The 26,913-nt window shown below is 75.2% G+C and carries 27 protein-coding genes; 6 read left to right on the top strand and 21 right to left on the bottom strand.

Annotated features, from left to right (window positions below; translation table 11 throughout):
• The 6 genes from ACZ60W_RS26630 to ACZ60W_RS26605 form a co-directional block, all read right to left on the bottom strand.
• Window positions 1-743: nucleotidyl cyclase domain-containing protein (locus ACZ60W_RS26630; protein WP_469757903.1), on the bottom strand; the 743-nt coding region annotated here is incomplete at its 3' end.
• 170 nt (window positions 744-913) lie between these two features.
• Window positions 914-1,639 carry a Crp/Fnr family transcriptional regulator gene (locus tag ACZ60W_RS26625; RefSeq protein ID WP_469757902.1) on the bottom strand — a complete coding sequence of 242 codons (726 nt, stop codon included), beginning with the start codon at window positions 1,637-1,639 and terminating at the stop codon, window positions 914-916.
• 334 nt (window positions 1,640-1,973) lie between these two features.
• Entirely contained in the window at window positions 1,974-4,502 is a 2,529-nt protein-coding gene (locus ACZ60W_RS26620; RefSeq protein WP_469757901.1) for a polynucleotide kinase-phosphatase, read from the bottom strand.
• The gene (locus ACZ60W_RS26615; RefSeq protein ID WP_469757900.1) at window positions 4,499-5,965 is read right to left on the bottom strand and encodes a 3' terminal RNA ribose 2'-O-methyltransferase Hen1; all 1,467 of its coding nucleotides are present in this window, start codon (window positions 5,963-5,965) and stop codon (window positions 4,499-4,501) included. The genes ACZ60W_RS26620 and ACZ60W_RS26615 overlap by 4 nt, the downstream gene beginning before the upstream one ends.
• Window positions 5,966-6,186: 221 nt before the next feature.
• Window positions 6,187-7,200: a homocysteine S-methyltransferase gene (gene mmuM, locus ACZ60W_RS26610; protein ID WP_469757899.1), complete on the bottom strand. Its 1,014-nt coding sequence runs from the start codon at window positions 7,198-7,200 to the stop codon at window positions 6,187-6,189.
• Window positions 7,201-7,216: 16 nt separating this feature from the next.
• Window positions 7,217-8,140 carry an LLM class F420-dependent oxidoreductase gene (locus tag ACZ60W_RS26605; protein WP_469757898.1) on the bottom strand — a complete coding sequence of 308 codons (924 nt, stop codon included), beginning with the start codon at window positions 8,138-8,140 and terminating at the stop codon, window positions 7,217-7,219.
• A gap of 249 nt (window positions 8,141-8,389) precedes the next feature.
• Here ACZ60W_RS26605 and ACZ60W_RS26600 point away from each other — a divergent pair, with 249 nt between their 5' ends.
• Window positions 8,390-8,695 (top strand): hypothetical protein, encoded by a 306-nt coding sequence (locus ACZ60W_RS26600; protein WP_469757904.1) that lies wholly within the window; start codon window positions 8,390-8,392, stop codon window positions 8,693-8,695.
• A gap of 68 nt (window positions 8,696-8,763) precedes the next feature.
• On the opposite strand, the gene ACZ60W_RS26595 is transcribed toward ACZ60W_RS26600, so the two are convergent.
• The 8 genes from ACZ60W_RS26595 to ACZ60W_RS26560 all read right to left on the bottom strand — a co-directional run bounded on the left by ACZ60W_RS26595 (window position 8,764) and on the right by ACZ60W_RS26560 (window position 16,292).
• On the bottom strand, window positions 8,764-9,249 hold the full coding sequence (locus ACZ60W_RS26595; protein ID WP_469757897.1) for a DUF6099 family protein: 486 nt from the start codon (window positions 9,247-9,249) through the stop codon (window positions 8,764-8,766).
• A 126-nt stretch (window positions 9,250-9,375) separates the two neighbouring features.
• Window positions 9,376-9,783, bottom strand: coding sequence for a nucleotide pyrophosphohydrolase (locus tag ACZ60W_RS26590; RefSeq protein WP_469757896.1), 408 nt, complete (start codon window positions 9,781-9,783; stop codon window positions 9,376-9,378).
• The gene (locus tag ACZ60W_RS26585) at window positions 9,780-11,150 is read right to left on the bottom strand and encodes an AAA family ATPase (protein ID WP_469757895.1); all 1,371 of its coding nucleotides are present in this window, start codon (window positions 11,148-11,150) and stop codon (window positions 9,780-9,782) included. The genes ACZ60W_RS26590 and ACZ60W_RS26585 overlap by 4 nt, the downstream gene beginning before the upstream one ends.
• Window positions 11,151-11,205: 55 nt before the next feature.
• On the bottom strand, window positions 11,206-11,637 hold the full coding sequence (locus tag ACZ60W_RS26580; RefSeq protein ID WP_469757894.1) for a cell division protein SepF: 432 nt from the start codon (window positions 11,635-11,637) through the stop codon (window positions 11,206-11,208).
• Window positions 11,638-11,805: 168 nt separating this feature from the next.
• Window positions 11,806-13,029 (bottom strand): aminotransferase-like domain-containing protein, encoded by a 1,224-nt coding sequence (locus tag ACZ60W_RS26575; RefSeq protein ID WP_469757893.1) that lies wholly within the window; start codon window positions 13,027-13,029, stop codon window positions 11,806-11,808.
• Window positions 13,030-13,246: 217 nt separating this feature from the next.
• Window positions 13,247-14,056: a GntR family transcriptional regulator gene (locus ACZ60W_RS26570; RefSeq protein ID WP_469757892.1), complete on the bottom strand. Its 810-nt coding sequence runs from the start codon at window positions 14,054-14,056 to the stop codon at window positions 13,247-13,249.
• Between the two features lie 91 nt (window positions 14,057-14,147).
• Entirely contained in the window at window positions 14,148-15,152 is a 1,005-nt protein-coding gene (locus ACZ60W_RS26565) for a proline racemase family protein (protein ID WP_469757891.1), read from the bottom strand.
• Window positions 15,153-15,377: 225 nt separating this feature from the next.
• Window positions 15,378-16,292 carry a dihydrodipicolinate synthase family protein gene (locus ACZ60W_RS26560; protein WP_469757890.1) on the bottom strand — a complete coding sequence of 305 codons (915 nt, stop codon included), beginning with the start codon at window positions 16,290-16,292 and terminating at the stop codon, window positions 15,378-15,380.
• A gap of 179 nt (window positions 16,293-16,471) precedes the next feature.
• Here ACZ60W_RS26560 and ACZ60W_RS26555 point away from each other — a divergent pair, with 179 nt between their 5' ends.
• Both ACZ60W_RS26555 and ACZ60W_RS26550 read left to right on the top strand, forming a co-directional pair.
• Window positions 16,472-17,719 carry an SLC13 family permease gene (locus ACZ60W_RS26555; RefSeq protein WP_469757889.1) on the top strand — a complete coding sequence of 416 codons (1,248 nt, stop codon included), beginning with the start codon at window positions 16,472-16,474 and terminating at the stop codon, window positions 17,717-17,719.
• A gap of 174 nt (window positions 17,720-17,893) precedes the next feature.
• A complete protein-coding gene (locus ACZ60W_RS26550; RefSeq protein WP_469757888.1) occupies window positions 17,894-18,349 on the top strand; it encodes a tellurite resistance TerB family protein in 456 nt (151 codons plus the stop codon).
• Window positions 18,350-18,571: 222 nt separating this feature from the next.
• On the opposite strand, the gene ACZ60W_RS26545 is transcribed toward ACZ60W_RS26550, so the two are convergent.
• From ACZ60W_RS26545 to ACZ60W_RS26530, 4 genes are all read right to left on the bottom strand, one after another.
• Entirely contained in the window at window positions 18,572-19,528 is a 957-nt protein-coding gene (locus tag ACZ60W_RS26545) for a M56 family metallopeptidase (protein ID WP_469757887.1), read from the bottom strand.
• 5 nt (window positions 19,529-19,533) lie between these two features.
• Window positions 19,534-19,938, bottom strand: coding sequence for a BlaI/MecI/CopY family transcriptional regulator (locus ACZ60W_RS26540; RefSeq protein ID WP_469757886.1), 405 nt, complete (start codon window positions 19,936-19,938; stop codon window positions 19,534-19,536).
• A 258-nt stretch (window positions 19,939-20,196) separates the two neighbouring features.
• The gene (locus tag ACZ60W_RS26535; protein ID WP_469757885.1) at window positions 20,197-21,600 is read right to left on the bottom strand and encodes a cation:proton antiporter; all 1,404 of its coding nucleotides are present in this window, start codon (window positions 21,598-21,600) and stop codon (window positions 20,197-20,199) included.
• Window positions 21,601-21,606: 6 nt separating this feature from the next.
• A complete protein-coding gene (locus tag ACZ60W_RS26530) occupies window positions 21,607-22,077 on the bottom strand; it encodes a cation:proton antiporter regulatory subunit (protein ID WP_469757884.1) in 471 nt (156 codons plus the stop codon).
• A gap of 291 nt (window positions 22,078-22,368) precedes the next feature.
• Between ACZ60W_RS26530 and ACZ60W_RS26525 the strand changes: the two genes are divergently transcribed.
• Window positions 22,369-23,331, top strand: a complete 963-nt coding sequence (locus tag ACZ60W_RS26525) for a HAMP domain-containing sensor histidine kinase (protein WP_469757883.1) — start codon at window positions 22,369-22,371, stop codon at window positions 23,329-23,331.
• Window positions 23,328-24,008: a response regulator gene (locus tag ACZ60W_RS26520; protein ID WP_469757882.1), complete on the top strand. Its 681-nt coding sequence runs from the start codon at window positions 23,328-23,330 to the stop codon at window positions 24,006-24,008. The genes ACZ60W_RS26525 and ACZ60W_RS26520 overlap by 4 nt, the downstream gene beginning before the upstream one ends.
• On the opposite strand, the gene ACZ60W_RS26515 is transcribed toward ACZ60W_RS26520, so the two are convergent.
• The 3 genes from ACZ60W_RS26515 to ACZ60W_RS26505 all read right to left on the bottom strand — a co-directional run bounded on the left by ACZ60W_RS26515 (window position 23,968) and on the right by ACZ60W_RS26505 (window position 26,215).
• Window positions 23,968-25,062 (bottom strand): hypothetical protein, encoded by a 1,095-nt coding sequence (locus ACZ60W_RS26515; RefSeq protein ID WP_469757881.1) that lies wholly within the window; start codon window positions 25,060-25,062, stop codon window positions 23,968-23,970. The genes ACZ60W_RS26520 and ACZ60W_RS26515 overlap by 41 nt on opposite strands.
• A 3-nt stretch (window positions 25,063-25,065) precedes the next feature.
• A complete protein-coding gene (locus tag ACZ60W_RS26510; RefSeq protein ID WP_469757880.1) occupies window positions 25,066-25,659 on the bottom strand; it encodes an RNA polymerase sigma factor in 594 nt (197 codons plus the stop codon).
• A 79-nt stretch (window positions 25,660-25,738) separates the two neighbouring features.
• The gene (locus tag ACZ60W_RS26505; RefSeq protein ID WP_469757879.1) at window positions 25,739-26,215 is read right to left on the bottom strand and encodes a hypothetical protein; all 477 of its coding nucleotides are present in this window, start codon (window positions 26,213-26,215) and stop codon (window positions 25,739-25,741) included.
• A gap of 241 nt (window positions 26,216-26,456) precedes the next feature.
• On the opposite strand from ACZ60W_RS26505, the gene ACZ60W_RS26500 reads away from it, so the two are divergent.
• The gene (locus ACZ60W_RS26500) at window positions 26,457-26,912 is read left to right on the top strand and encodes a trypco2 family protein (RefSeq protein WP_469757878.1); all 456 of its coding nucleotides are present in this window, start codon (window positions 26,457-26,459) and stop codon (window positions 26,910-26,912) included.
• The last annotated feature ends 1 nt before the right edge of the window (window position 26,913 follow it).

The following is a 26,913-nucleotide window of genomic DNA, read 5'->3' as shown; positions in this document are numbered from 1 at the left end:
AGAGCAGGGCCAAAAAAGGGGCAAAAAAAAAAAACCCACCCCCTCCCCCCCCCCCCCTCTTTTTCGGTTTTGTTCCCCTCCCCTGCGGCCCTCCCCCCCCCCCCCCCCCCCCCCCCAACGCCGGTCTGTGGTCCGCCCGCGAACGGCGGCTCGGTCCTGCGCGGCACGTGGAACCAGGCCGCCTCGTCGGTCTCCTTGGCGCGGACGCGGGACTGCCGGTAGTGGTCCGGCTCCACGTAACGGCCGCCGAGCGACACGACGTTCTCGTACAGCCAGTCGGAGACCACGACGAGCAGGTCGACGTCGGCGGCCTCCGCCATGAGCTGCTTGGCCGGGGGGCTGTCGCAGAGCCGGGCGGCGAGGTCCACCGCACGGCCGACGAGGCCGTGCCGGTCCTGGACGACCAGCCCGGCGTTCATGCCGATCCGCAGCCGCAGCCGCCGGTCCCGGCCCGCGTTGTGCTCGCGCAGGCTCTCGTACAGGGTGTCGATCCACCGTCCGACCATGAGGGTCGGCGGTACGTCGGGGCGCAGGGCGGCGAGGATGCCGTCGCCCCGGTCCTCCTGGTGGAAGGTGCCGGGCTCGACCCCGACGGAGCTGTAGGCCTCGTCGAAGGCGTCGTACATCGCGGCGCGGTGCAGTTCCTTCTCGGCCATGTCCATGGCTCCGGACCCGCAGATGTCTCCGAAGACGACGAACCGGTGGATGCCGCCCTCCACCCCGCTCGCTCCCGCACTGCTCACTCGGACTCCCTGTGTGATGCGTCGTGCCGCTCGATGCCGTGGCGCTGTGGTGCCGTGGTCCGTGGTCTCCCCGGCGGCTCCTCGTCGGTGGTGCGCGGCCTCCGGCGGCGGTCGCGTGCCGGGGGCGCGTCTCCAGGGTGGTCGCCGTCCGCGACCGGCGCTGTAGCCGTTTACACATCCGGCGGAGATTCGTCCGCCCGTTCCGCGCCGGGGCGTGCGCGCCCCTCGGCGAGCAGCACGAGCACCGGCATGTCGAGGACGACGACGGTGCGGTGGGCGGTGCGGACGACGTCCTGTTCCCGCAGCAGGCGCAGCGCCTTGGCGACCGCCTCCCGGGTCGCTCCGATGGCGGCGGCCAGGTCGTGCTGGGGAAGCGGGAGTTCGAGGACGGTGCCGGCGCCGGCGGGTCTGCCCGCGCGCTCGGCCAGCTCGACGAGCCGGGCCGCGAGGCGCTGGAGGACGGTCTCGGAGGCGAGTGACCGCCGTTCGACGTCGGCGCTGCGGAGCCGGGTGGCGAGCTGGCGCATGATCAGCGCGGTGGCGTGCGGCCGGGCGGCGAGGAAGCGCCGGAACCGGTCGCCGGAGACGGCGACGGCCTCGACGGAGCCGAGCGCCGTGACGCTGGCGCTGCGCGGGCGCAGGTCGACCGCGGCGAGGTCGCCGACGACCTCGCCGGCGCCCCTCAGGGCGAGGATGAGGCGCGAGCCGCGCTCGGTGCCGACGGAGACCACGGACCAGCCGGAGAGCAGGGCGAGGACGTAGGCGCTGGTGTCGCGTTCGCGGATCATCACCTCCCCCGGCTCGTAGACGCGGCGGGCCCCCTCGGCGAGCAGTGCCCGCCGGTCGGCCGCCGGGAGGGCGTGGAGGAAGGAGCGGTCCTGGCCGAAGAGACTCATGGCCCGCCCACCCCCCGTACCGTTCGCCGGTCCTCCGCGGAAGACCGCCCGCGGAGGGTCGACCGGCTTCTTTCGTGCGCTTGTTCCCACCTCATGTGGCCATCTCTGTCACAGAGTTGACGTTGTGTCACGTCACGGGGTGAAGAACGCTAGAGGGTGCGGGGGAAACGCGTCACCGGGCATGAGGGGCGCAGGGAAGCGCCGTCACCGGAGGCCCTGCGCCCCCGGGAACGACCGCGGGGCGGCTTCGCGAAGCCTTGGTGAAGGCTTCGCGAAGCCGCCCCGGGGCGGCGCTCCCGCCGGCGTCCGCGCGCGGCGGCGCCGCGCGGCCGGGTCAGAGCCGGGGGTCGACCGGCTCCGATTCGAGGGCGAGGACCGCGAAGACGGCCTCGTGCACCCGCCAGAGCGGTTCTCCGTCCGCCAGCCGGTCGAGCGCCTCCAGGCCGAGGGCGTACTCGCGCAGCGCCAGCGACCGCTTGTGGCCGAGGAACCGCTGCCGCAGCCGCTCCAGGTTCTCCGGCCGGGTGTACTCGGGGCCGTAGATGATCCGCAGGTACTCCCGGCCGCGCACCTTGATCCCCGGCTGGGCGAGCCGGCCCCCGGGGTCGCGGACGAGCGCCGCCAGCGGCTTGACGACCATGCCCTCGCCCCCGGCCGCGGTCAGCTCCAGCCACCAGTCGGTGCCGGCCTTGACCGACACCTCGTCGCCGGTGTCGACGACGAGCCGGCGGGTGACCTGGAGCAGCCCGGTCGGGTCGTGCTCCACCAGCCGGTCGAGCAGGGCCAGCTGCTCGTCGTGCGGGAGCGCGGCGAGCGAGCTGCCGCGAGCCGCCAGGATCTGGAAGGGCGCGAACCGCACCCCGTCCAGTCCCTCGGTCGACCAGCAGTACCTGCGGTACGCCTCGGTGAACGCCGCCGCGTCCCCCACCCGGTCCCGCTGCCCGGCGAGCAGTCCGTCGAGCCCCTCGACCCCGCGGGCCACCGCCCGCTCCAGGGCGCCGACCACCTCGGGGAGGACGGCGCCGGAGGCCGCGCCGACGGCGGCGTACTGGGCGCGCAGCAGTCCGGCCGACTTCAGCGACCACGGCATCAGCTCGCCGTCGAGCAGCAGCCAGTCGGTGTCGAGCTCCTCCCAGAGCCCGGCGGCGCCGATCGCGGTCCGCAGCCGGCCGAGGACCTCCTCGGTGACGGCGCCGTCGTCGAAGAACGGCCGCCCGGTCCGGGTGTGCAGCGCGCCGGTGACCCCGGTGACGCCGAAGCGCTCGCGCGCCGCCTCCTCGTCGCGGCAGACCAGGGCCACGGCCCGGGAGCCCATGTGCTTCTCCTCGCACACGACCCGCCCGACGCCGTCCGCCCGGTACTGGGCGAACGCCTCGGCCGGGTGCTCCAGGTACCCCTCGGCGCGCGAGGTGGCGGTCGGCGCCATCGTCGGCGGCAGGTAGGCGAGCAGCCGGGGGTCGACGGCGAAGCGGCTCATGACCTCCAGGGCCGCCGCCGCGTTCTCCTCCCGCACCGCGACGTTGCCGAGGTGGCGGGTCTCCACGATCCGGCGGCCGTGCACGTCGGCCAGGTCCAGCGGGCGTCCCTGGTGGCCGCCGGGCGCGTCGGTGGTGAGCGGCCTGGCCGGCTCGTACCAGACGCGCTCGGCCGGGACGTCGACGAGTTCGCGCTCCGGCCAGCGCAGCGCGGTCATCCTCCCGCCGAACACGGCGCCGGTGTCCAGGCAGATGGTGTTGTTGACCCACGAGGTGGTGGGCACCGGGGTGTGGCCGTAGACGACGGTCGCCCGGCCCCGGTACTCCTCCGCCCACGGGTAGCGCACCGGCAGCCCGAACTCGTCGGTCTCGCCGGTGGTGTCCCCGTACAGGGCGTGCGAGCGGACCCGGCCCGACGTGCGGCCGTGGTACTTCTCCGGCAGACCGGCGTGGCAGACGACGAGGGCGCCGCCGTCGAGCACGTAGTGGCTGACGAGGCCCTCGATGAAGCGCGCGACCTCGGCGCGGAACTCCTCGCTCTCCCCCGCCAGCTGCTCGATGGTCTCGGCGAGCCCGTGGGTCTCCTGGACCTTCCGGCCCTTCAGCCAGCGGCCCAGCTTGTTCTCGTGGTTGCCGGGGACGCAGAGCGCGTCGCCCGCCGCGACCATGCCCATCACCCGGCGCAGGACGCCCGGCGAGTCCGGGCCGCGGTCGACGAGGTCACCGACGAAGACCGCCGTGCGGCCCTCGGGGTGGTGCCCGTCGACGTACCCGAGCCTGGCGAGCAGGGTCTCCAGCTCGGAGCTGCAGCCGTGGACGTCGCCGATGACGTCGAAGGGGCCGGTGAGGTGGCGCAGGTCGTTGAAGCGGCGCTCCAGGACGACGGCCGCCTCCTCCGCCTCCTCGACGGAGCGCAGGACGTGGACCTTGCGGAAGCCCTCGCGCTCCAGCCCGCGCAGCGAGCGGCGCAGTTCGCGGCGGTGGCGCTGGATGACGTGCGCGGGCAGGTCCGCCCGGTCGGGCCGGCCGGCGTTCCGCTCGCGGCACACCTCCTCGGGCAGGTCGAGCACGATCGCGATCGGCAGCACGTCGTGCGTCCTGGCCAGCTCCACGAGCCGGCGACGGGCCTCCTGCTGCACGTTGGTGGCGTCGACGACGGTCAGCCGTCCCGCCTCCAGGCGCTTGCCCACGATGTAGTGGAGGACGTCGAAGGCGTCCCTGCTGGCGGACTGGTCGTTCTCGTCGTCGGCGACGAGCCCCCGGCAGAAGTCGGACGAGACGACCTCGGTCGGCTTGAAGTGGCGCCGGGCGAAGGTGGACTTGCCGGAGCCGGTCGCGCCGACGAGGACGACCAGGGACAGGTCGGTGACGGGCAGGGTGCGGGTCATGCCGTGGCCTCCTTCGAGGTCGCGTCGGTACGGGTGAAGACGGCCATCTGGGTGGGCGGGCCGACCTCGGGGTCGTCGGGGCCGACGGGGGTGAACCCGACGTCGTACCCGTACCGCCCCGCGACCCCGGCCGCCCAGCCTCGGAACTCCTCGCGGGTCCACTCGAACCGGTGGTCGCCGTGCCGGACGTGGCCGGCCGGGAGCGACTCCCAGCGCACGTTGTACTCGACGTTCGGCGTGGTCACCACGACCGTGCGGGGCCGCGCCGAGCCGAACACCGCGTACTCCAGGGCCGGCAGCCTCGGCAGGTCCAGGTGCTCGATCACCTCGCTGAGCACGGCCGCGTCATAGCCGGTCAGCCGCTTGTCGGTGTACGCCAGGGAGCCCTGGACCAGCTTCACGCGGGCGGCCTGCCGCTCCCCCATCCGGTCGAGCCGCAGCCGTCGCGCGGCGACGGTCAGGGCGCGGACGGACACGTCGACGCCGACGATCTCGGTGTGGCGGACGTCCTTGAGCAGGGCCTGCACCAGCTGGCCCTGCCCGCAGCCGAGGTCGAGCACCCGGGCGGCCCCGGCGTCGGCCAGCGCGGCGAGGATCGCCTCGCGCCGCCGCTCGGCGAGCGGCACCGGCCGCTCCTCGGTGTCGGTGGTCTCGTCGACGGCGTTGTCGACGTCCTCGACGTCGACCCCCTCCGCCTCGGCGAGCCGGACCAGTTCGAGCCGCTCCGTCGCCTCGCGGGCCAGGCCCCAGCGGCGGGAGAGGTAGCGGGCGGTGATCAGCTTCCGCTCGGGGTGGGACGCCAGCCAGCCGTCACCGGCCCGCAGCAGCTTGTCGACCTCGTCGGGCGCGACCCAGTAGTGCTTGGCGTCGTCGAGCACCGGCAGTAGCACGTACAGGTGGTTGAGGGCGTCCGCGAGCCGCAGCTCGCCCTCCAGGACCAGCCGGACGTACCGGGAGTCGCCCCACTCGGGGAACTCCGTGTCCAGCGCCACCGGCTCGGCCTCCACCGTCTCCCAGCCGAGCGGCTCGAACAGCGCCCTGACCAGGGCGGCGCCGCCCCGCGCGGGCAGCGCGGGCACCTCGACGCGCAGCGGCAGCGGGGCCGCGGCGCGCTCGGGCATCGCCCGGCAGACGCCGTGCAGCGCCGTCTTGAAGACCTTGGCGAGCGCGACCGCGAGCAGCGAGGACGCCGCGTAGGGCCGGTCGTTCACGTACTGCGCGAGCGCCGAGTCCGGGGCGCCGCCCCGGCCCTTGCCCTTGCCGCGGCGCACCAGCGCCACGGGGTCCACCTCCAGGAGGAGTGCGGCCGTGCACCGCTCGGTGCTCGCCTCGGGGTAGAGGACGTGCGCGGTGCCGTGCGAGGTCGAGAACTCCTGCGCCCGCTCGGGATGCTTGTGCAGCAGGAAGCCGAGGTCGGTCGCGGGTCGCTCCGGGTTGCCGGTCGTACTGATCGTCAGGAACACACTTCCGAGTATGGTTCGCCCGTCCCGCTGCCCACCAGGCATTTTCCCCGCCCCGGCGCCGAAGCCGACCCGATGCACACCGGCCCCGTCGCCGGTCCGCGCGTCGGCACCCCCTGTGGAGCACGAACGCCATCAGCCGGCTGATGTCCGGCAGGCGGGCCGCGATCCGGGCCCGATCCACGCGCGGTCCGACGCGCCGGCCCACCGCGGCCCGGCCGGTCTCAGGCTCCCGGCGGCCCGTCCCCGTCGCCGCCGCCGTCGCGGCCGCCAGTGAGGCCGGGGCCGTCGTCGCCGGCGCCGCCCTCGTCGCCATGGGTCTCCCCCAGCGCCGACACCAGGGCCCTGATCGTGTCCGGACCCACGCGGCAGCAGCCGCCGACGAGCCGGGCGCCGGAGGCGGCCCAGGCGGTGGCGGCGGCCCAGGCGGTGGCGGCGGCCGGGTCGAAGGCGAGGTCGCCGCGCCAGCCGCGCGCACGGGCGTCCCAGTGCTCACCGCTGTTGGGGTAGACCACGGCCGGCTTCCCGGTCACCGCCGCGGCGAGCTCGACGGCCTCCCCCGCCCCGGCCGGGTCGCAGCAGTTCACGCCGACCGCCACGACCCGCTCGTCGCCGGCGGCGACCGCGAAGGCCTCCGCCAGGTCCTGGCCCGCCCGGGTCCGCCCGCCCTCGACCGTGTACGAGAGCCACACCGGCACCCCGCACCCGGCCACCGCCCGCAGCAGCGCCTCCGCCTCCGTCACGTCCGGCACGGTCTCCAGCGCCAGGACGTCGGGCGCCGCCGCCGCGAGGGCCTCGATCCTGGGCCGGTGGAACGCCTCCAGCTCCCGCACGGTCCGTCCGTACCGGCCCCGGTACTCGCTGCCGTCCGCGAGCACCGCGCCGTACGGTCCGACGGACGCGGCGACCCAGACCTCCTCCGTCACCCGGTCCGCCGCCGCCCGGGCCAGCTCCACGCTCCGGCGCATCAGCCCCGCCGCCGCGTCCCGGCCCCTCCCCCGCCGGGCGAAGCCCTCGAAGCTCGCCTGGTAGCTGGAGGTGATGAGCACCCGGGCCCCGGCCCGTACGTACGCCGCGTGGGCCGCCTCGATCTGCTCGGGGCCGTCGGCGAGGAGCCGCGCGGACCAGAGCGCGTCCGAGAGGTCGCAGCCCTGCGCCTCCAGCTGGTTGGACAGACCGCCGTCGAGGACGACCACCCCCGCCCGGAGGGCCTCGGCGAGCGTACGGACCGGTTTCACCGGCTGCTCACCCCCCTCAACCCAGCTGCGAACGGACGCGCGCGGAGATCAGCTCCAGGTGGTCCAGGTCGTCCAGGTCGAGGACCTGGAGGTAGACCCGGGAGGAGCCGACCTCGGCGTACCGTCCCAGCTTGTCGACGACCTCGGCGGGCGAACCCGCGAGGCCGTTGGCCCGGAGCTCGTCCACGTCGCGCCCGATCGCCGCGGCCCGGCGCGCCACCTCGGCGTCGTCCTTGCCGACGCAGACCACCAGCGCGTTCGAGTAGACCAGGTCGTCGGCGGCTCGTCCGGCCGCCTCGGCGGCGGCCCGGACCCGGCCGAACTGGAGCGCGGTCTCCTCCAGCGAGGCGAAGGGGATGTTGAACTCGTCGGCGTACCGCACGGCCAGCCGCGGCGTCCGGCTCGCGCCGTGGCCGCCGATCAGCACCGGGATCTTCTCCTGCGCCGGCTTGGGCAGCGCGGGCGAGTCGGTGAGCCGGTAGAACTCCCCCTCGTGGCTGAAGGTCTTCCCGACCTCCGTCGCCCACAGCCCCGTGACGATCGCCAGCTGCTCCTCCAGCCGGCCGAACTTCTCCGGCGGGAACGGGATGCCGTACGCCCGGTGCTCCTCCTCGAACCAGCCGGCGCCCAGCCCCAGTTCGATGCGGCCGCCGGACATCCGGTCCACCTGGGCCACCTGGATGGCGAGGACTCCGGGAAGGCGGAAGGTGCCGGCCGTCATCAGCGTCCCGAGCCGGATGCGCTTGGTCTCCCGCGCGAGGCCCGCGAGGGTGATCCAGGCGTCCGTGGGGCCGGGCAGCCCGTCGCCGGAGCCCATGCTCAGATAGTGGTCGGAGCGGAAGAACGCGTCGAATCCGAGCTCCTCGGTGGCGCGGGCCACCGCGAGGAGGGTGTCGTAGTCGGCTCCCTGCTGGGGTTCCGTGAAGATGCGAAGATCCATGCCTCCATCCTGCACCGTCGGGTGCCTGTCAACCTCTCCGTCAGCCCGCCGTCCGCCCCGGCACGGTCGGGTGAATATCCGACCCCCTGGCGGGGCGCGTCCGCCCTGGCCAGTGACCGGGGCCCGGGACCCGTCGTTGGCTCGGGCGGAGCCGGACCGCCCGGCCCTCGTGCCGGCGGCCGCTGCCGGTGCGTCGCTCTCTCTCGTGGCCCCGTCCTCGGCGGTGGGGTCCCGGTCGAGGAGGCAGCCATGTCCCAGGAAGCCGCGCCCGAGCGGGCCGTTCCCGAACAGCCGGCAGCACAGTGCGTGCCCGAGCAGAAGACCGCCAACGCCCCCAAGGGCCTGCTCCAGCAGATGGAGGAGCTCATGGCGGCGCTCTCCGCCGACCTCTCCCAGCTCGACGCCGACCTGCAGTCCTCGGCCGACCGCCACGAGCCCGAGCAGCACGACCGCGAGCCCCACCGGACCGGCCCGCACGACCTCCCCGGACGGCACCGCGGCGAGCACGGCGAGCCCGGCCGTCCCGGTCACGGCCCCCGCGGCGGCGACTTCTAGCCGGACGCCGCGGGGCCGGCCCGGACCCTCCGCCTTCCGTGCGTCCCCGGCCGTCCGCCAGGGGCCGTTCACGCCGGGCCCCGGCCGGGGCCCGCGCGGCCGCGGGCCGGGTCGGGCGGGCGGGCCCGCTCGCCGTCCCGCACCGCGAGGCGCCGCAGCATCCCCCGGACCCGGTCGCTCGACTCGTCGGCGGCGTCGATGGCCTCGATGCACTGCCAGTAGAGCGCCTCCTCGTCGGTGGCGCAGGCCACCCCGACCAGCGCGATCCCCACCTCCCCCAGTAACGCCCCCAGCGCGGTCAACGTCCCGCGCGGGTCCCCCACTTCGGTCAGCTGGGCCGCACGGGGGCCGCCGGCCCCCCACATCGGGTACTCCCCGAGCTCACTCAGCCCCCGCGCGTCGCCCCGCAGCTCCATCGGCCCGCAGAGGGCGAGTCGACTCCCTATCGCCTGCGCGAGGGCCTGGGCCTGCCATGCCTCCGCCACGATGTCCTGCGCCGTCCCGCTCTCCGCCAGCGCCCGCCGGCCGAGCGTGATGAGTCGCTCCGCGTCCATCAACGCCGCCCCCGTTCCTACGACTTGCTACCCACTCCATCCATTACCCAGCGTGAGGCAGCCTGAGCCTCTCCACCAGGGGAATTCGGAAATCTGTGGACAGGAAGCTCGACGAGGGAAAGCCGATCACTCCGAAGAGTGACGATCGGCGTCCGTATCCCCTCCCGCGCCCCCTTCCTCGTCCCCTTCCTCGTCCCCTCCGGCCCTCCGACGGGCCGGAAACCGGACCTCGTTGCGGTCGATCTTGGCCGCCAGGGCCTCCAGCGGATCGACACCGAGCACCGCGCAGAACTGGAGGAGATAGGCGAGGACGTCCGCGACCTCGTCGCAGACGCGGTGCGCCGACTCGGGGTCGTCCATCACCCGCTCCGCCTGCTCCGGCGTCAACCACTGGAAGATCTCCAGGAGTTCGGCGGCCTCGACGCTGAGCGCCGCCACCAGGTTCTTGGGGGTGTGGTAGGGCTGCCAGTCGCGCGCGGCCGCGAACTCGACCAGCCTGCGCTGGAGTCCGGCCACGTCATGGTTGTCGGTCATCCGGCCAGGTCTACCACGGTCACCCCGGGCGTCCGCCGGGCCTCCTCCGCCACGCGCTCCCCGACGGTGCCGGCGAGCCGGACGTGGCCGTCGGCGGCGATGCCGGCCGCGAGCCCGAGGAGTTCGCCCAGCTGCCGGCCGTCGAGGCCGCGGTCGAGGCCGTCGGCGAGCACCGTCAGCCCCTGCATGGCGTCGGGCACCTCCGCGAGCCGGTCCATCGCCAGCACGCCGGGGCCGGTGAGCAGCGTGAGTGCGAGCGCCAGATAGCGGAGCTCGCCGTCGCCGAGGCGGCCCAGCGGGGTGGGGGGCCGGCCGCCGCGTTCGAGGAGGGCCCGGACCGTGCCGTCGGGGAGTTCCCGGACGCCGAGCCCGGTGACGGGCCCGGCACAGCCCGCTCCCGCGACGGCCGCGAGGCGCTGGTGGCGGCGCGGGCAGTCGGTGTGGGTGCGGTGGAGGACCTCGGCGAGGTTGCCGCAGCCGCGCCGGAGCCGCCCCTCGCCGGGCGGGACGGGCGCCCTCATCCCCTCGGGCCGGGGGTCGCAGGCGAAGGCGGACATCAGCCCGATCACCACCTGTTCCGCGGCGGCGAGCACCTCCAGCTGCCCGGCGGTCTTCCCCGCGACGCGCAGCGGCAGCAGCGCCGTGCCGAGCAGGTCGTCGGGGAGCGGTGCGCGGGTCACGGGGGTGGCACCGGCCGTGTGCCAGGCGGCCTGGACGGTGCTGCGGCCCGGGTCGCGCAGCGCGGTGGCCAGCAGGGTGCGGCCCCGTGCGGTGAGCCGTTCGCCGACGATCCTCAGCCGGGGTTCGGCCTGGACGGCGAGGTCCAGGTGGACCGGCCCCTGCGGACCGTCCACGGTGCACCCGATCCGGAAGCCGCGCCGCCCCTGGGCGTCGGGCCTGGCCCGTTCGGGGACCAGGTCGGCGGCGTCGGGGAAGACCTCGTCGAGCGGGTCCCCGGCGCCGAGCCGCGCGAGCGCCTCGTACGCCCGCAGCGTGGTGGACTTCCCGCTGCCGCTGGGGCCGGCGAAGAGCGTCACCGGCCCCAGCGGGTGCGCGGCTCCGCGGTGCCCCGCGAACGCGGACAGGCGCAGTTCGGTGACGGCGGGCCGGGCGACGCCCCGCCCGGGCCCCGCCGCGCCGCCGGACGGGCCCCGTGCCTCGGGGACGGAGGCACGCGAGCGCGGGACGGGGCCGGCGGGGCGTCCGGAGCCGGGGCGCGGCCCCGTCGCGGACGGCGGCGGTCCCGGGGGGACGGCCTGCGGGGAGGGGGCGTCCGGGCGGACGGGCGAGTCGGTGCCGGAGCGGGCGACGCCGGAGGGAGGCGCGTCTGACGTGCGGGCGAGCGTGGTGCCGCCGGTGAGGTCCATGCCCGGACCGTACGCAGCCGATTCCCTGACGAACCGTTACGGCGAGATGGTCTTCCTACGATCGGGGGACGCCGGCCGTCCGGCTTCCCACGACGTCCTCCTCGTCCTCGCCCTCCGCGCCCTCGACCTCCGTGCCCGCCGGGGCGAGCAGGAAGACGTTGCGGTCGACGCGGTGCATGCCGCTGCCGAGCCCGAAGACGACGCCGCTGCTGAAGTCGAGGATGCGCTTGGCGACCTCGGTGTCGGCGCTCGTCAGGTCGAGGAGCACCGGGATCTGGGCGACGAGGTACTCGGCGACCTCGCGGGCGTCGGCGAACACCTGCACCCGGAGCACCACCATGCGGCGCTGTTCTGCGGACTCGTACTGCTCGGGGATCGTGCGGTGGTCGACCCTGGACGGCCATTCGTCACGTCCGCGCAGCGGCACGACCTGCGCCAGGCCCTCCCACTGCTCGTCGGTGACGTCGTACCTCTCGTACCTACTCATGGACCCATCCTCCCGCTCCTCACCCGTTCGGCCCAACAACGACACGAGGTCGTGACCGGGCCGTGGCCGACGCGGGGCGGAAGTCACCCGGTCGGCCCATGCCGGGCCGGCGGCGCGGGGCCGGGCCGGTATGTCAACTCGGCCCGTCGCGCGGCCGGAGACCTGGCGTCAGACGAAGCTCTTGGCCAGTCTGCGCAGGCCCTCCCTGATCTCGTCCGCCGCGTGGGTGGTGAACGACAGGCGCATGGCGCCGGGGTCGGGCTCGCCGCAGAAGAAGGGTGCGCCGGGCACGTACGCCACCTCGTGGCCGACGGCCGTCCGCAGGAGCGCGGTGGCGTCGTGGCCCGCGGGCAGGGTCGCCCAGATGAACATGCCGCCCTCGGGGCGGTTCCACCGGGCGCCCTCGGGGAGGGCGGCGGGGAGCCCTTCGAGCATCGCGTCGCGGCGCTCGCGGTAGGCGGCGCGCATGACGGCGACGTGGGCGTCGAGGTCGCTGTCGCGCAGGTACCGGGCGGCCGCGGCCTGGTCGATGGTCGAGGTGTGGAGGTCGGCGGCCTGCTTGGCGATGACGCAGGCGCGGCGCAGTCCGGCGGGGGCGCGCAGGAAGCCGAGCCGGAGGCCGGGGGCCATCACCTTGGAGAACGAGCCGAGCAGGACGGTGCGGTCGGCGGCGGCCGGCCCGGCGGCGATCCAGGGCACGCGCTCGCCCTCGTAGCGCAGTTCGCCGTACGGGTCGTCCTCGACGATCCAGAAGCCGTGGCGGGCCGCGGCCTCGGCGACGGCGGCGCGGCGGTCGGCGGGCAGGGTGCGGCCGGTGGGGTTCTGGAAGGTGGGGACGAGGTAGAGGAGGGTGGGCTGCTCGCGGGCCGCGATCTCGTCGAGGGCGGCCGGGAGGACGCCCTGGTCGTCGGTGGGCACGGGGACGACCCGGGCCCCCGCGAAGCCGAAGGTCTGGAGGGCCGCGAGGTAGCAGGGGTCCTCGACGAGCACGACGGCGCCGGGCTCGACGAGTGCCGTGGTGAGGAGCGTCAGCGCCTGCTGCGAGCCGGTGGTGACGAGCAGGTCGTCGGCCTCCGTGGCCAGGCCGCGGGCGGTGAGCCGCTCGGCGACGGCGGTCCGCAGCTCGGGGTCGCCCTCCGTGGTCGAGTACTGGAGCGCGTGCTGCGACTGCTCCGCCAGCACCCGGTCGTAGGCCGCCCGTATGCCCTCGACGTCGAACAGCTCGGGGGCGGGCAGACCCCCGGCGAAGGAGATCACCTCGGGCCGCGCGGTGAGCGCCAGGATCTCCCGTACCGGCGACGCTCCGACCTGGGCCAGCCGGGAGGCGGTGGCGGGCGGGGGCACGGAAGCGGCGCCGGCGGCGTGCGCGGGCGTCGGGGCGGCAGGAAGCATGGCCACAGCATATAGATCGCCCCGAGGCTGTCCAGGGTCCCGATTCGCCCTGGGAGACCCCGAGTTGGGGACCGCACCGGAGTCCGCTTCCGTGCTCGCACCGGAGCCCGGTTCCGTGCTCGCTTCGGTGCTCGTGCGGGAGCCCGCCCCGGAGCCTGCGCCGGAGTCCGTGTCGCGCTCCGCGTGCCGCCCGTCCGATCGCGCGTGCAGGACGCGGCTAGCGGATGGCGACGCCGGGCCGCCCGGCGCCCTCGCCCCGCGGGACGTCCGCCTCGCGGGGCGAGGGCGCCGTCCCGCGGCTCAAGGCAGCCGTCCCGCGGCTCGGCGTGGACGTCTCGCGGCCCGGGGCGGGGATGTCGCCGTGGGCGTCGTCGGCCCAGAGGGAGCGCACGTGGCCGAGGTGGCGGCGCATGCACTCCTCGGCGCCGCGCGCGTCGCCCGCGGTCATGAGGTCGAGGAGTTCGAGGTGCTCCTCGGCGGAGGTGACCAGCTTTCCCGCCTCGTCCAGGGCGGTCAGCCCGTAGAGCCGGGAGCGCTTGCGGAGTTCGCCGACGGTCTCGACGAGCCGCTCGTTGCCGGAGAGGGCCAGCAGCGCGAGGTGGAAGCGGCGGTCCGCCTCCAGGTAGCCGATGAGGTCGTGGTCGCGGGCGCGGGCGACGATCTCCTCGGCGACGGGGCGGAGCGCCTCCAGCCGGTCCCGGTCGGCCGTCTCGGCGATGCGGCCGACGGTGGGGACCTCGATGAGGGTGCGCAGTTCGGTGTACTGGTCGAGGTCCCGCCCGCTGACCTCGGTGATACGGAAGCCCTTGTTGCGCACCGGTTCGACCAGGCCCTCCCTGGCCAGGTCGAGCATCGCCTCGCGGACGGGCGTGGCGGAGACGCCGAGGTCGGCGGCGAGTCCGGGGGCCGAGTAGACCTGGCCCGGCCGCAGTTCGCCGGCGATGAGGGCCGCGCGGAGGGCGTGCCCGACCTGGTCGCGGAGCCTTTCCTGCGCCCGGACCAGGCCGTACTGCTTCAGGTCACCCATCGTGCGTCCTCCGAGATCTGGCGGAGGAGCATCGTACAATGTCACGTTTCTCCGTCCGCAGCCCTCCGCCTACGGGCCCTCCGCCCCCGGATCAGAGGAGGAAGCCCGCGGGGAAGGGATCGTCCGGGTCGAGGAAGTACTGGGCGGTGCCGGTGATCCAGGCCCGGCCGGTGACGGTCGGGACGACGGCGGGCCGTCCGCCGACGGTGGTCTCGCCGATGATCCGGCCGGTGAACTCGGTCCCGATGAAGGACTCGTTGACGAAGTCGGTGTGCGGGGCCAGCAGCCCCCTGGCGTGCAGCTGGGCCATGCGGGCGCTGGTGCCCGTACCGCAGGGCGAACGGTCGAACCAGCCCGGATGGATGGCCATCGCGTGGCGGGAGCGGGTCGCGTCGGAGCCCGGCGCGGCCAGGTAGACGTGCTTCACCCCGGCGATGGCGGGGTCCTCCGGGTGGACGGGCCGGTCGGGCCCGGCGTCGACGGCTTCCATGACGGCGAGACCGGCGGCGAGCAGCTCGTCCTTGTGCGCGCGGCCGAAGGGCAGGCCCAGGGAGTCGAGGTCGACGAAGGCGTAGAAGTTGCCGCCGAAGGCGAGGTCGTAGGTGACGGTGCCGTACCCCGGGACCTCGGCCTTGAGGTCGAGCCCGACGGAGAAGGACGGCACGTTGGTCAGGGTGACCGCCTTCGCGGCGCCGTCGTCCACCTGGACGTCCACGCTGACGAGCCCGGCCGGGGTGTCGAGGCGGACGGTGGTGACGGGCTCGACGACCGGCACCATGCCGGTCTCGACGAGGACGGTCGCCACCCCGATGGTGCCGTGCCCGCACATCGGCAGCAGTCCGGAGACCTCGATGTAGAGGACGCCGTAGTCGGCGTCGGGGCGGGTCGGCGGCTGGAGGATCGCGCCGCTCATCGCCGCGTGGCCGCGCGGCTCGTACATGAGGAGGGTGCGCAGGTGGTCCATGTGCGCGATGAAGTGGAGCCGGCGCTCGGCCATCGTGGCTCCGGGGATGACGCCGACGCCGCCGGTGATCACACGGGTGGGCATGCCCTCGGTATGGGAGTCCACCGCGTGGTAGACGTGGCGGGTGCGCATGGGTCGTCCTCTCGGGCGGCGAACGGGCTGGGGTCGGGCGGGCGGGGGACGGGTCGGGGGGCGGCGCGATTCAGGTGGGCCGGTGGGCCGGGTCGGCACGGGGCGGGTACGGACGGCGGCCCGGGGGCGGGCGACGGTGGCCGGGGTCGCGTACGGCGTCGGTGGCCGGGGCGTACGCGGGCGGCCGGATGGGGCGGTGACGGCCCCGTCGGCCACGGGATCGCCCTACGCGTGCCCCTCCGCGAGGACCTTCTCCGTGGCGGCGCGGACGACGGCCGCCTGCTCGGGTGAGAGCGGGTGGCGCGGCGGGCGGGTCGGTCCGCCGGGGCGGCCGGCCAGGTCCATCGAGAGCTTGATGGCCTGGACGAACTCGGTCTTGGAGTCCCAGCGGAGCAGCGGGTGCAGGGACCGGTAGAGCGGGAGGGCGACCCCGAGGTCTCCGGCGACGGCCGCGCGGTAGAGGGCGGCGCAGGTGCGCGGGAGGGCGTTGGGGTAGCCGGCGATCCAGCCGACCGCGCCGGCCACGGCCAGCTCCAGGAGGACGTCGTCGGCGCCGACGATCAGGTCGAGCCCGGGGGCGAGCTCGGCGATCTCGTAGGCGCGGCGGACGTCGCCGCTGAACTCCTTGACCGCGACGATGCTGCCGTCGGCGTACAGGCTCGCCAGGAGCCCGGGGGTGAGGTCGACCTTGGTGTCGATCGGGTTGTTGTACGCCACGACGGGCAGGCCCGCGGCGGCGACCGCGGCGTAGTGGTCGCGTACGGCGTGCTCGTCGGCGCGGTAGGCGTTGGGCGGCAGGAGGAGGACGGACCCGGCGCCGGCCTCCGCGGCCCGCTCGGCCCACCGGCGGGACTCGGCGCTGCCGTACGCGGAGACGCCGGGCATCACGCGGGCCCCGTCCCCGGCGGCCTCGACGGCGGTGCGGACGACCCGGGCGCGCTCCTCGTCGGTGAGGGTCTGGTACTCGCCGAGCGACCCGTTGGGGACCACCCCGTCGCAGCCGTGGGCGATCAGCCAGGCCACGTGCTCGGCGTAGGCGTCGTGGTCGACGGTGCCGTCGCCGCGGAAGGGCAGGGCGGTGGCGACCATGATCCCGTGCCAGGGGCGGGCGCGGTGCGCGGGGTCTTGCTCGTGGGCCATGGATGGACTCCGACTCCTCGTATGGTGTGTGACATTTTATTGATCGTGGGAGCGCCCACAAGCCCTTCACCCGCACGCACTTCTGATCGGCCGTCAGCTCGGACGGCCCGGAGGCCGCCCCGCGCCCCGGATCACCCCCGGCGGCCACCGACCCGGAGCCGCCCTGCATCATCGAACACATGCTCGTCGCGTTCGTCTCCGTGCTCGCCCTGGTCGTGGTGCTGGTCTGCGCCGTCGTCCGGCCCTTCCGCCTCCCCGAGGCGGCCTTCGCCGTGCCCGCCGCCGGCGTCGTGCTGGCGGTCGGCGCGGTCACCCCCGCGGCCGTGCGCGAGGAGACGGAGCGGCTGGGGCCGGTCATCGGCTTCCTGGCGGCCGTCCTCGTCCTCGCCAGGCTCTGCGACGACGAGGGGCTCTTCCAGGCGTGCGGCACCTGGATGGCCCGGCGGGCGCACCAGCGGCCGCGGCGGCTGCTCGGGGCCGTCTTCGTGCTCGCCTCGCTGATCACCGCCGCCCTGAGCCTGGACGCGACCGTCGTCCTGCTGACACCGGTGGTCTTCGCGACCACCGCGCGGATGGGGGCCCGCCCCGCGCCCCACGTCTACGCCGGCGCGCACCTGTCCAACACCGCCTCGCTGCTGCTGCCCGTGTCGAACCTGACGAACCTGCTCGCCTTCACCGCCGCCGGGGTCGGCTTCACCCGGTTCGCCCTGCTGATGCTGCTCCCCTGGCTCGTCGCCATCGCCGTCGAGTACGCGGTCTTCCGCCGGTTCTTCGCGCGCGACCTCGCTGCCCCGGCCGACCCCGTCGAGCCGCCCGAGGCGGTGCCCTTCCCGCACTTCGCCCTGTGGACGGTGGCCGCGACGCTCGCCGGCTTCGGCGTCGCCTCGGCGGTCGGCGTCGACCCGGCCTGGGCGGCCGCGGCGGGAGCCGCCGTGCTGGCCGTCCACGCCCTGGCCCACCGCCGCACCACCGCGCGCACCCTCGTCCGCTCGGCGTCGCTGCCCTTCCTCGCGTTCGTCCTCGGGCTCGGCGTCGTCGTCCGGGCGGTCGTCGACAACGGCCTCGGCTCCGTCCTCGCGCACGTGCTGCCCGACGGCACCTCGCTCCCGGCCCTGCTCGGCACCGCGGCGCTCGCCGCCGTCCTCGCCAACCTGATCAACAACCTGCCCGCCACCCTGGCGCTGGTCCCGCTGGCGGCCGCCTCCGGTCCAGGCTCGGTGCTGGCGGTGCTGCTCGGCGTGAACATCGGTCCCAACCTCACGTACGCGGGCTCCCTGGCCACCCTGCTGTGGCGCCGGGTCGCCCAGGACCACGGGCACCCCGTGGCGCTCGGCGAGTTCACCCGGCTCGGCCTGCTGACGGTCCCGGCCGCACTGGTCGCCTCGACGACCGCCCTCTGGGCCTCGCTGCTGCTGATGGGCGTGTGAGCGGCGCCGCGGGAGCGCACCACCGCACCCCCTCGCGCCCTTGACCGCTCGACGCGCGGGTCATTCCCGTACCGGGTACCCCGTCCGTTCCGAATGCCTCGTCCGCCCCGGGAACCCCGCCGCCCGCTGCTACGTTCTACACGTTCGTAGAAGTAACCGACGTCGGGAGTACTCATGGCCCTGTGGGACCGCATCAAGGAATCCGCATCGACGATGCAGACCCAGCTGGTGGCGAAGAAGAACGACCTGAAGAGCGGCGCGTTCCGCGACGCGAGCATGGCCATGTGCGCCCTGGTCGCGGCCGCCGACGGCACGATCGACCCCGCCGAGCGCCGCCGGGTCGCGCAGCTCATCGCGACCAACGAGGTGCTGCAGAACTTCGACGCGACCGACCTCCAGCGCCGCTTCGACGACAACCTGAACAAGCTCACGGCCGACTTCGACTTCGGCAAGGTGAGCGTGCTCCAGGAGATCGCCAAGGCGAAGAAGAAGCCCGCCGAGGCCCGTGCCGTGGTCCAGATCGGCATCGTCATCGGCGGCGCCGACGGCGACTTCGACAAGACCGAGCAGGCCGTGGTGCGCGAGGCGTGCTTCACCCTCGACCTGCCGCCCCACGAGTTCGACCTCTAGGGCCTGTCGTCACCATCCCCTCGTTGCCCGAAGGGCGGCCCGTCGCGGGGCAGAGGGGATGGTGACGACAGGCCCCAGGTCCCCACGGCGTCACGGCGCCCCGCCCGCCCCGCGCGGCCGCCGCCCCGGTCACCCCGGCACGGCGGTCGGTCCGGGCCGTCCACGTCGGTGCGCCTCACATCGGCGCGACGGTCGGACCGGGGCCGTCCACGTCGGTGCGCCTCACATCGGCGCGGCGGTCGCGTGCAGGACGAGGAAGAGGGTCACGGCGGAGTTCGCCGAGGACAGCGCCGACACGGCCACGCCGAACGCGGCGCCCCAGGCCGCCAGCCCCACCGCCGTGAACACCGGCGGCCACGCCCCGACCAGCGGGGCGGGCCGCATCAGGGCCGCGACCCGTCGGGGCACCGGTCCGGCCGCCGCAAGGGCGGGCAGCGTCGCCGCGAACGCCCGCGGGGACAGCAGCGCCGCCCGGCCGATCGCGCGCGCCACCGCCCGTCTGCTGCCGACCTCCGCCGCCGCCTCCTCGTCCGCCCAGCGCTCGGCCGTGTAGGCGACGGCGGTCCGCAGCGGGAGCAGGAACGGATTGGCGCGCGCGGCCAGGTGCACCGCGAGCAGGTACCGGTGGTGCCGCCCGGCCAGATGCGCCCGCTCGTGGGCGAACAGCGCCCGGCGCTCCGCCGACGAGAGCCCGGCCAGCATCCCCGTGCTCGCCACGACCCGGCCGCCGCCGCGGCCCCGCCGCTCCCGGGCGCCGCCCGGGAGCGCGTACGCGTACGGCGTCGGGTCCGGCAGCACGGCGACGGACGTGGCGGGGAGCCCGGCCAGCGCGCCGGCCGCGCGCCGGCGGGCGCGGAGCTGGCGCCAGGCCGCGACGCCGCAGGAGACGAGGACGGCGAGGAGGGCCGGGATGGCGGCCCGGCCGGCGATCTCGTCGTACGGGACGGCGGCGCGGACGTCGGGATCGGACCAGCCGTCGGGCAGCGGGTTGCCCGGCAGCTGGGCCGTGCCCACGATCATGAGCAGGCCGAGGCAGAGCGTGCTGCACACGGCGGAGACGCCGGCCAGGACGGCGAGCAGGCGCGTCGCCGTCCGCGGATGGAGCCGCTGTTCGGCGAGGCGCGCGACCGGCCACGCGGTCAGCGGGAGGACCAGGGGAAGGAAGACGAAGACTCCCATGGCGGCTAGCCTTCCTCCTCCTCGGCTTCCCTGGAGAGCAGTTCACGCAGCAGTCGCTCGTCGTTCGGCGAGAGTGCGGTGACGAAGCTGGCCAGGACCGCCTGGCGGTCGGCCTCCGCGTCCAGCACCTTCCGCATCCGCAGGGCGGCGAGACCGGCCTCGTCGGCGACGGCGGTCCACCGGAAGGAGCGGCCGGACCGCTCGCGCTCGACGGCGCCCTTCGCCCGCAGCCGGGTCAGGATCGTGATCACCGTGGTGTAGGCGAGGGCTCCGCCGAGGCGCTCGCGCACCCAGGCCACCGGCACCGGCTCGGACGCCTCGCGGAGGACGGCGAGCACCTGGGCCTCCAGCTCGCCCTGCCCGCGCCTGCGCGGCGCGGCACCCGTCCCGTCGTCCGCCCGGTCCACCATGCCGCCGTCCTCCTGCCCACCGTCGCCGCCGCGGTCCGCCCGCCGGCGCGTCCGTCGGTCCGCCCGCCCGCTCACCGGCCGGGGAACGGCAGGCCATCGTACTGACCGCCGGCCGCGGCCGGCGGGGCGCACCGCATCCGGGCCCGCGCGGCGCTCGTGGCCCGCACACGTCGGACCTTGCTCACACCCGGCCGGCCGTACTCCCGTCGTTCAGGCGGGTTCCCGTCCCTCCGGGCACACCCGCACCCCGCGTGCCGCTCACACCCGGTCGGCCGCGCTCCTGCCGTCGACGCTGTCCGCGCCGTCGGTCTCGTCGGCCGTGGACCCGCCGTGCGGGTCGTGAGCACCGCCGGCGCGGGGGGCGTCGCGCGGGCCGGGTGCGTCCCGCGGCCCGTCGGCGGTCTTCGGGGAGAGTGCGGCCGCCTCGGACGCGGTATCGGCCGGGGCCGTCCCCCGGCCGGGGCCGCGCACGGCTCCGCGCACGGCCGTCCCCTCGGGCTCCGGCGCGCGACGACGGGCCACGGCGGCGGCGATCGGCTCGGTGAAGCGGGCCGTCAGCGGGCCGATCACGACGAGGACGAGCACGTAGGCGGTGGCGAAGGGGCCGAGCTGCGGCTGCACTCCGGCGGTGACGGCGAGCCCGGCGATGACGATGGAGAACTCGCCGCGCGCGACCAGCGTGCCTCCGGCCCGCCAGCGGCCCTTCACGCCGATGCCCGCGCGCCGCGCCGCCCAGTACCCGGTGGCGATCTTGGTCAGCGCCGTGACGACGGCCAGGGCGAGCGCCGGGAGGATGACCGGCGGGATGCTGGCGGGGTCGGTGTGGAGCCCGAAGAAGACGAAGAAGACCGCGGCGAACAGGTCGCGCAACGGGCTCAGCAGCGCGTGGGCGCCCTCCGCGACCTCACCGGACAGGGCGATGCCGACCAGGAATGCCCCGACGGCCGCCGAGACCTGGAGCTGCTGGGCCACGCCCGCGACCAGCAGGGTCAGGCCCAGGACCACGAGGAGCAGCTTCTCCGGGTCGTCGCTGGAGACGAACCGGGAGATCAGCCGCCCGTAGCGGACGGCCACGAAGAGGACCGCGCCGGCCACGCCCAGGGCGATCGCGAGCGTCGCGCTGCCGGCCGCGAGGCCGACGCCGGCGAGCAGGGCCGTGATGATGGGCAGGTAGACGGCCATGGCCAGGTCTTCCAGCACCAGGATGCTGAGGATCGCCGGCGTCTCGCGGTTGCCGAGGCGGCCGAGGTCGCCGAGGACCTTGGCGATGACGCCCGAGGAGGAGATCCAGGTGACACCGGCCAGGACGACGGCGGCGACCGGACCCCAGCCGAGCAGCAGCGCGGCGGCGGCGCCCGGCAGCGCGTTGAGCGCGAAGTCGACCAGCCCGGCGGGGTACTGGGTCTTGAGGTTGGAGACGAGATCGCTGGCCGTGTACTCCAGGCCCAGCATGAGCAGCAGGAGGATCACGCCGATCTCGGCGCCGATGGCGACGAACTCCTCGCTCGCGCCGAGCGGCAGCAGGCCGCCGTTGCCGAAGGCGAGCCCGGCGAGGAGGTAGAGCGGGATCGGGGAGAAGCTGAAGCGGCCGGCCAGCCGTCCGAGGAGGCCGAGCCCGAGGATGATGGCGCCGAATTCGATCAGGAAGACCGCAGAGTGCACCCGCCCTCACTCCTGTCCGAGGATCGCGGCGGCCGCGTCGACGCCCTCGCGGGTGCCGATGACGATGAGCGTGTCACCGCCGGCGAACCGGAACGCCGGCGTCGGGGACGGTACCGCCCCGGAGCGGCGCAGCACGGCGACGATGGAGGCGCCCGCCTCCGTGCGCATCCGCGTCTCGCCGAGCACCCGACCGTTCCAGTACGAGTGGGCCGACAGCTCGATCCGCTCGGCGACCAGGCCGAGGTCGGTGGTGTGCAGCACGTTCGGGCTGTGGTGCGCGGGCATCAGCGCGTCGATCAGCGACGCCGTCTCCCCCTCGGTGAGGTGGAGCGACTGGGCGCACGCGTCGGGGTCGTCGGCCCGGTAGACGTTCACGGTGCGGGTGCCGTCGCGGTGCGCGATGACCGACAGCTCGCGGTGCTCCCGTGTCGTGAAGTCGTACTGGACTCCGATGCCGGGCAGAGGCGTCGTTCTCATCCGCGGAGCAGGCACAGGCCCGTCCCTCCCATGGTGTCGTGTGGTGTCGTGACCGGGCGTGGCGGGCGGCGGCCGGCCACGGCCACCAGGCGGAGACCGCGTGCCGGCTCCGCTCGCCACCCCCCTGGCCCGGCACATCGTGCCATCTTCCCGACGGGCCGGGACATGGGTGTCGGCACGGATGGACAAGACCCGGTGAGCCTGGTCAGGATGGTGCGGGGACGTGGGTCCCGCCGCAGGTCAGAGGGGCCGACGGCCGAGCGCGACGGGTTCCCGTCGGAGGGAGGGACCGTGTCGCTGTACTGGCGGATCTTCCTCCTGAACGCCTCGGTCCTCGTCGTCGCCGTGCTGCTGCTCTTCGGCCCCGTCACCGTCTCCACCCCCGTGCTGCTCGGCGAGGCGGTGGTCCTGGTGGCCGGGCTGCTCGCCATGCTCGTCGCCAACGCCGTCCTCCTCCGCGTCGGCCTCGCGCCGCTCCAGCGGCTCACCCGCGCGATGCGGACGGCGGACCTGCTGAGGCCGGGACGGCGCGCGGCCGTCGCGGGCCGGGGCGAGGTCGCCGACCTGACCCGCACCTTCAACACCATGCTCGACCGGCTGGAGGCCGAGCGGGCCGCCAGCAGCGCACGCGTGCTGTCCGCGCAGGAGGCCGAGCGGCGGCGCATCGCGCAGGAGCTGCACGACGAGGTGGGACAGACCCTCACGGCCGTGCTCCTCCAGCTGAAGATCGCCGCCGACCACGCCCCCGCCGAGCTGCGGCCGGAGCTCCGGCAGGCGCAGGAGACCACCCGGGGCAGCCTCGACGAGATCCGGCGCATCGCCCGCCGGCTGCGGCCAGGCGTCCTGGAGGAGCTCGGTCTGCACAGCGCGCTCCGCTCCCTGGCCTCCGAGTTCTCCACCCGCGGCCTGTCCGTCCGGCCCCACATCGACGGCGGACTGCCGAAACTCGACCCCGAGACCGAGCTCGTCCTGTACCGGGTGGCGCAGGAGGGCCTCACCAACACCGCCCGCCACGCGGGCGCGAGCCACGTCGACCTCTGCCTGCGCCGGCTGCCCGGCGGCGGGGTGCGGCTGCTGGTCCGCGACGACGGCCGCGGCACGGGCGGCGCCGCCGAGGGCGCGGGCCTCCGCGGCATGCGCGAACGCGCGCTCCTCATCGGCGCGGAGCTCGCCGTCGGCGACGCCGCCGGCGGGGGCACGGAAGTCCGCCTGGACACCACGGGCGCCGAGAACCCGAAGGCGAAGGGACCATGACCGAACCGTCCGGGACGACCCCTCCCCCGCGTCCCACCCGGATCCTGCTCGCCGACGACCACGCCCTGGTCCGCGGCGGCGTCCGGCTCATCCTCGACGCCGAACCCGACCTGACCGTGGTCGCCGAGGCCGCCGACGGGGCCGAGGCCGTCGCGCTGGCCCGCTCCGAGGACGTCGACCTGGCCGTCCTCGACATCTCCATGCCCCGCTTCACCGGCCTCCAGGCGGCCCGCGAACTCAGCCGCCTCCGGCCGGAGCTGCGGATCCTGATCCTCACCATGTACGACAACGAGCAGTACTTCTTCGAGGCCCTCAAGGCGGGCGCGAGCGGCTACGTCCTCAAGTCCGTCGCCGACCGCGACCTCGTCGAGGCGTGCCGCGCGGCCGTGCGCGACGAGCCGTTCATCTACCCCGGCGCCGAGACCGCCCTCGTCCGCGGCTACCTCGACCGCGCCGAACAGGGCCGCCCCCTCCCCGACAAGGCCGTCACCGAGCGCGAGGAGGAGATCCTCAAGCTCGTCGCCGAGGGCCACAGCTCCAAGGAGATCGCCGAACTCCTCGTCATCAGCCCCAAGACCGTCGAACGCCACCGCGCCAACATCCTGCAGAAGCTCGGCCTGCGCGACCGCCTCGAACTCACCCGGTACGCGATCCGGGTGGGCCTGATCGAGCCGTAGCGCCCGACGCCCCCGCCGCCACCCTGCCTTGCGCCTTCCCCGGGTGCGCGAGGGACGGCTGGGGTGACGGGGCCGGCTGTGGTGACGGGGCCGGCTGGCGCCGGCCGCCCGGCCGTGCCGGAGGCGCCTCGGCGACGGGGTCGTGACCAGGGTGCGGGAGATGGTCACAGGGGCGGCTGACGGGCCGCCCGCCGCCTCCCGAGGCCCGCGGCTTCGCCGGCTGGCCGGCCTTGTCCCCCTGGCCCGCCTCGTCCGCCTGGCCCGCCCTACCGGCCGTCCCCGGCTTCCCCGGAGTCCCCGCCTTCGCTGCGGGCTCCGGGGCGTCCGGCCCGTTCGCCTTCGGGGGCTTCTCCGCCTGGCCCGGCGCCCGGTCCGCCGGGCGTGGCTTCACCGCACCGTCCGGCTTCCCGTACCCGCGGCACGGGTCGCCGCGGCCGTGGTCCGGGCGCGGCGGGAAGTGGCCGTACGGGGAGAAGGGGGTGCTGGTCTCCGGCGGCACCGGGCGGGTCGCACCGACCCCCGCGGAAGCGGTGCCAGGAGCCGGTGTCCTCGCGGCGGACCGCCGCTCCGGACCCGGCGAGGCACTGCCGGGAAAGGCGTCGGGAAGGCCGCCCGCCGCGACGGCCACGCCGCCCAGCGCGACGCCGGCGACCGCCGCGACCACGGCGGTCCGGAGGGAACGCGCCGGACCGCGGCGCGCGGCGGCGGGGGTCCAGTCGTCACGGCGCCGCGTCCGCCCCGCCGCGTGCAGTCCCGCGTCACGGGCGGCCCGGTAGGCGGCGAGGGCCCGCGGCTCGCCCTCCGGCACCGTCGGCTCGCCGCCGTCCGGCCCGAGGTGGACCTCGGCACGTACGGGCGCGGTGCGCGAGACACCCTCGGCCGGCGCGGAGCCCTCGGCCGGCGCAAGGTGCGGGGGCGGGCCCGCGAGCGGGGACGACGGGGCGTCCCCGGCCGGGCCGGAGGACAGCGAAGGGCCGGCGTACGGGGTCGGCCGGGTCAGCGCGGCGCGCAGGGCGGCCTCCAGGGCGGCCGCGGTGGGCTCGTCGTCAGGCATGGGTCACCTCCCTCTCCCCGTGAGTTGCTGCGCAAGTCGCTTCAATCCCCTATGTGCGGCGGACCGTACCGCACCGGGGCGCTTCCCCAGCACCCGGGCGGCGGTCGGTCCGTCGAGGCCGACGACGACCCGCAGCAGCACGGCTTCGGCCTGGTCCGGGGGCAGTCCGGCGATCAGGGCGAGCGCGCGTTCCGTCGACAGGGCGTCGAGCGCCGCGCCGGCCGCGTCGCCGGCGGCGGGGAGGTCGAGGACGTCCTGCTCGATGCCGGTGGGGCGGGGCCGGGACCGTACGCGGCGCAGGTGGTCGAGGGCCCGGTGGCGGGCGATGGTCGCGGTCCAGCCGCGGAATCCCGCGCCGTCCCCGCGGAACCGGCCGAGGTCACGGGCTATCTCCAGCCACGCGTCGGAGGCCACGTCCTCGGCGTCGTCGCCGACGAGGCCCCTGAGATAGCCGAGCAGGCCGGGGTGGACGATCCGGTAGGCCGTCGCGAAGGCGTCCTCGTCGCCGTGCCGGGCCCGCTCGACGGCGGCGCCGAGCTCCGCGTCCCGCTCCGGGCCGGGTGCCGCGCCGGACGCCCGCCCCGTTCCCTCGCCCACACGCCCCTCTTCACAACCCGTACGCGTTCCGGACTCCGGGCCCCACGAGGAGCCGGAAAACGTTCATCCTGTCAGACCGTCAGCAGGGCGGGCCCGACGGCCTCTCGGCGCGGTGGACCGGCCCGCCCCGCGGGCGGGTCGGGCGCCGGCCATGCAGGGTGAGGTAGTACGTGTGGAGGGACTCGCCCGGCCCGATCTCGAAGCGGTTCACCGTGCGGCCCAGCGGGTTCCACACCCGGCCGTCCGGCATCCGCACCCCGACCGGGTGGGTGAAGACCGACCGCAGCAGGTGGCCGGGCGGCAGGTCGACCCACACGGCCCCGGCCCGCCGCACCAGCACCTCCCCCACGTACGCCCCGAGCCCGGCCAGCGGTCCGGCCACCTCGTCCCGGCCCGCGCCGCCCCTGCGGAGCCCTTCGATCAGCCGGTCCACCAGCAGCAGGCTGGCCACCGTGTAGTCCAGCGGCAGCCGTCCCCGCGCGGCCACGCCCTCGACGAACTCGGCGGCGTGGCGGCCCATGTCGGCCGCGCACCACGTCAGGCACTCGCGATCCATCGGTGCCCCCTCCCCTCACGGCGGCGGTACCCGCCACGTGATCAAGCGGATCAGCCCTCACGAACATCACGCACCACAGGCGTGACCCTCGTCACACGAGCAACTTCCGCCCCACGAGCCTCGGATGTCGCGCCGGCGCACAGGGAGGGAACTCCCCGGTGAACGCCTGCGGTGGATGAGGCGCATAGGACAGACTTCGGCGGGGGACGTCACCACCGGGTGACACGAACGAGGGGGTCCCATGGACGAGCCCATCACACTGGCCGAAGCACTGAACGAACTCCGCCGACAGCTCTACGCCGCACAGGACGACGGCAAGAACGAGCAGTTCCGGTTCGAGGTGGAACAGGCCGAGCTCACGCTGGAGGTGGAGTTCCGCCGGGACGGCAACGGCAAGGTCAACGTCGAGGTCGGGGCCTTCGGTGCCAAGGTCGCCGGAGAAGCCGGCGGCGCCCTGGGGAGCACCCTGCGGCAGACCCTCACCCTCACCCTCCAGGTCCACGACGAGGCACTCGGCGGCAGCCGGGCCAAGATCGGCAGCAGCGCCGGCGGTCTGCAGGCACCCACCGACGGAGCGACGGCGGACGGCGCGGCCGCGCGGAACTCCGCCGGTGTCCCCGCCCAGAGCTCCGCCACCACCCCGCCCGCCGCCACCCCCGACAAGAAGGGCGCCGGACTGCGGGAGTGGGAGGTGTGAG

It is taken from the genome of Streptomyces sp. NPDC104202 (genome assembly GCF_055584185.1).
Note: the sequence above shows the minus strand (reverse complement) of the source record. Positions and strands in the feature narration are given on the sequence as shown.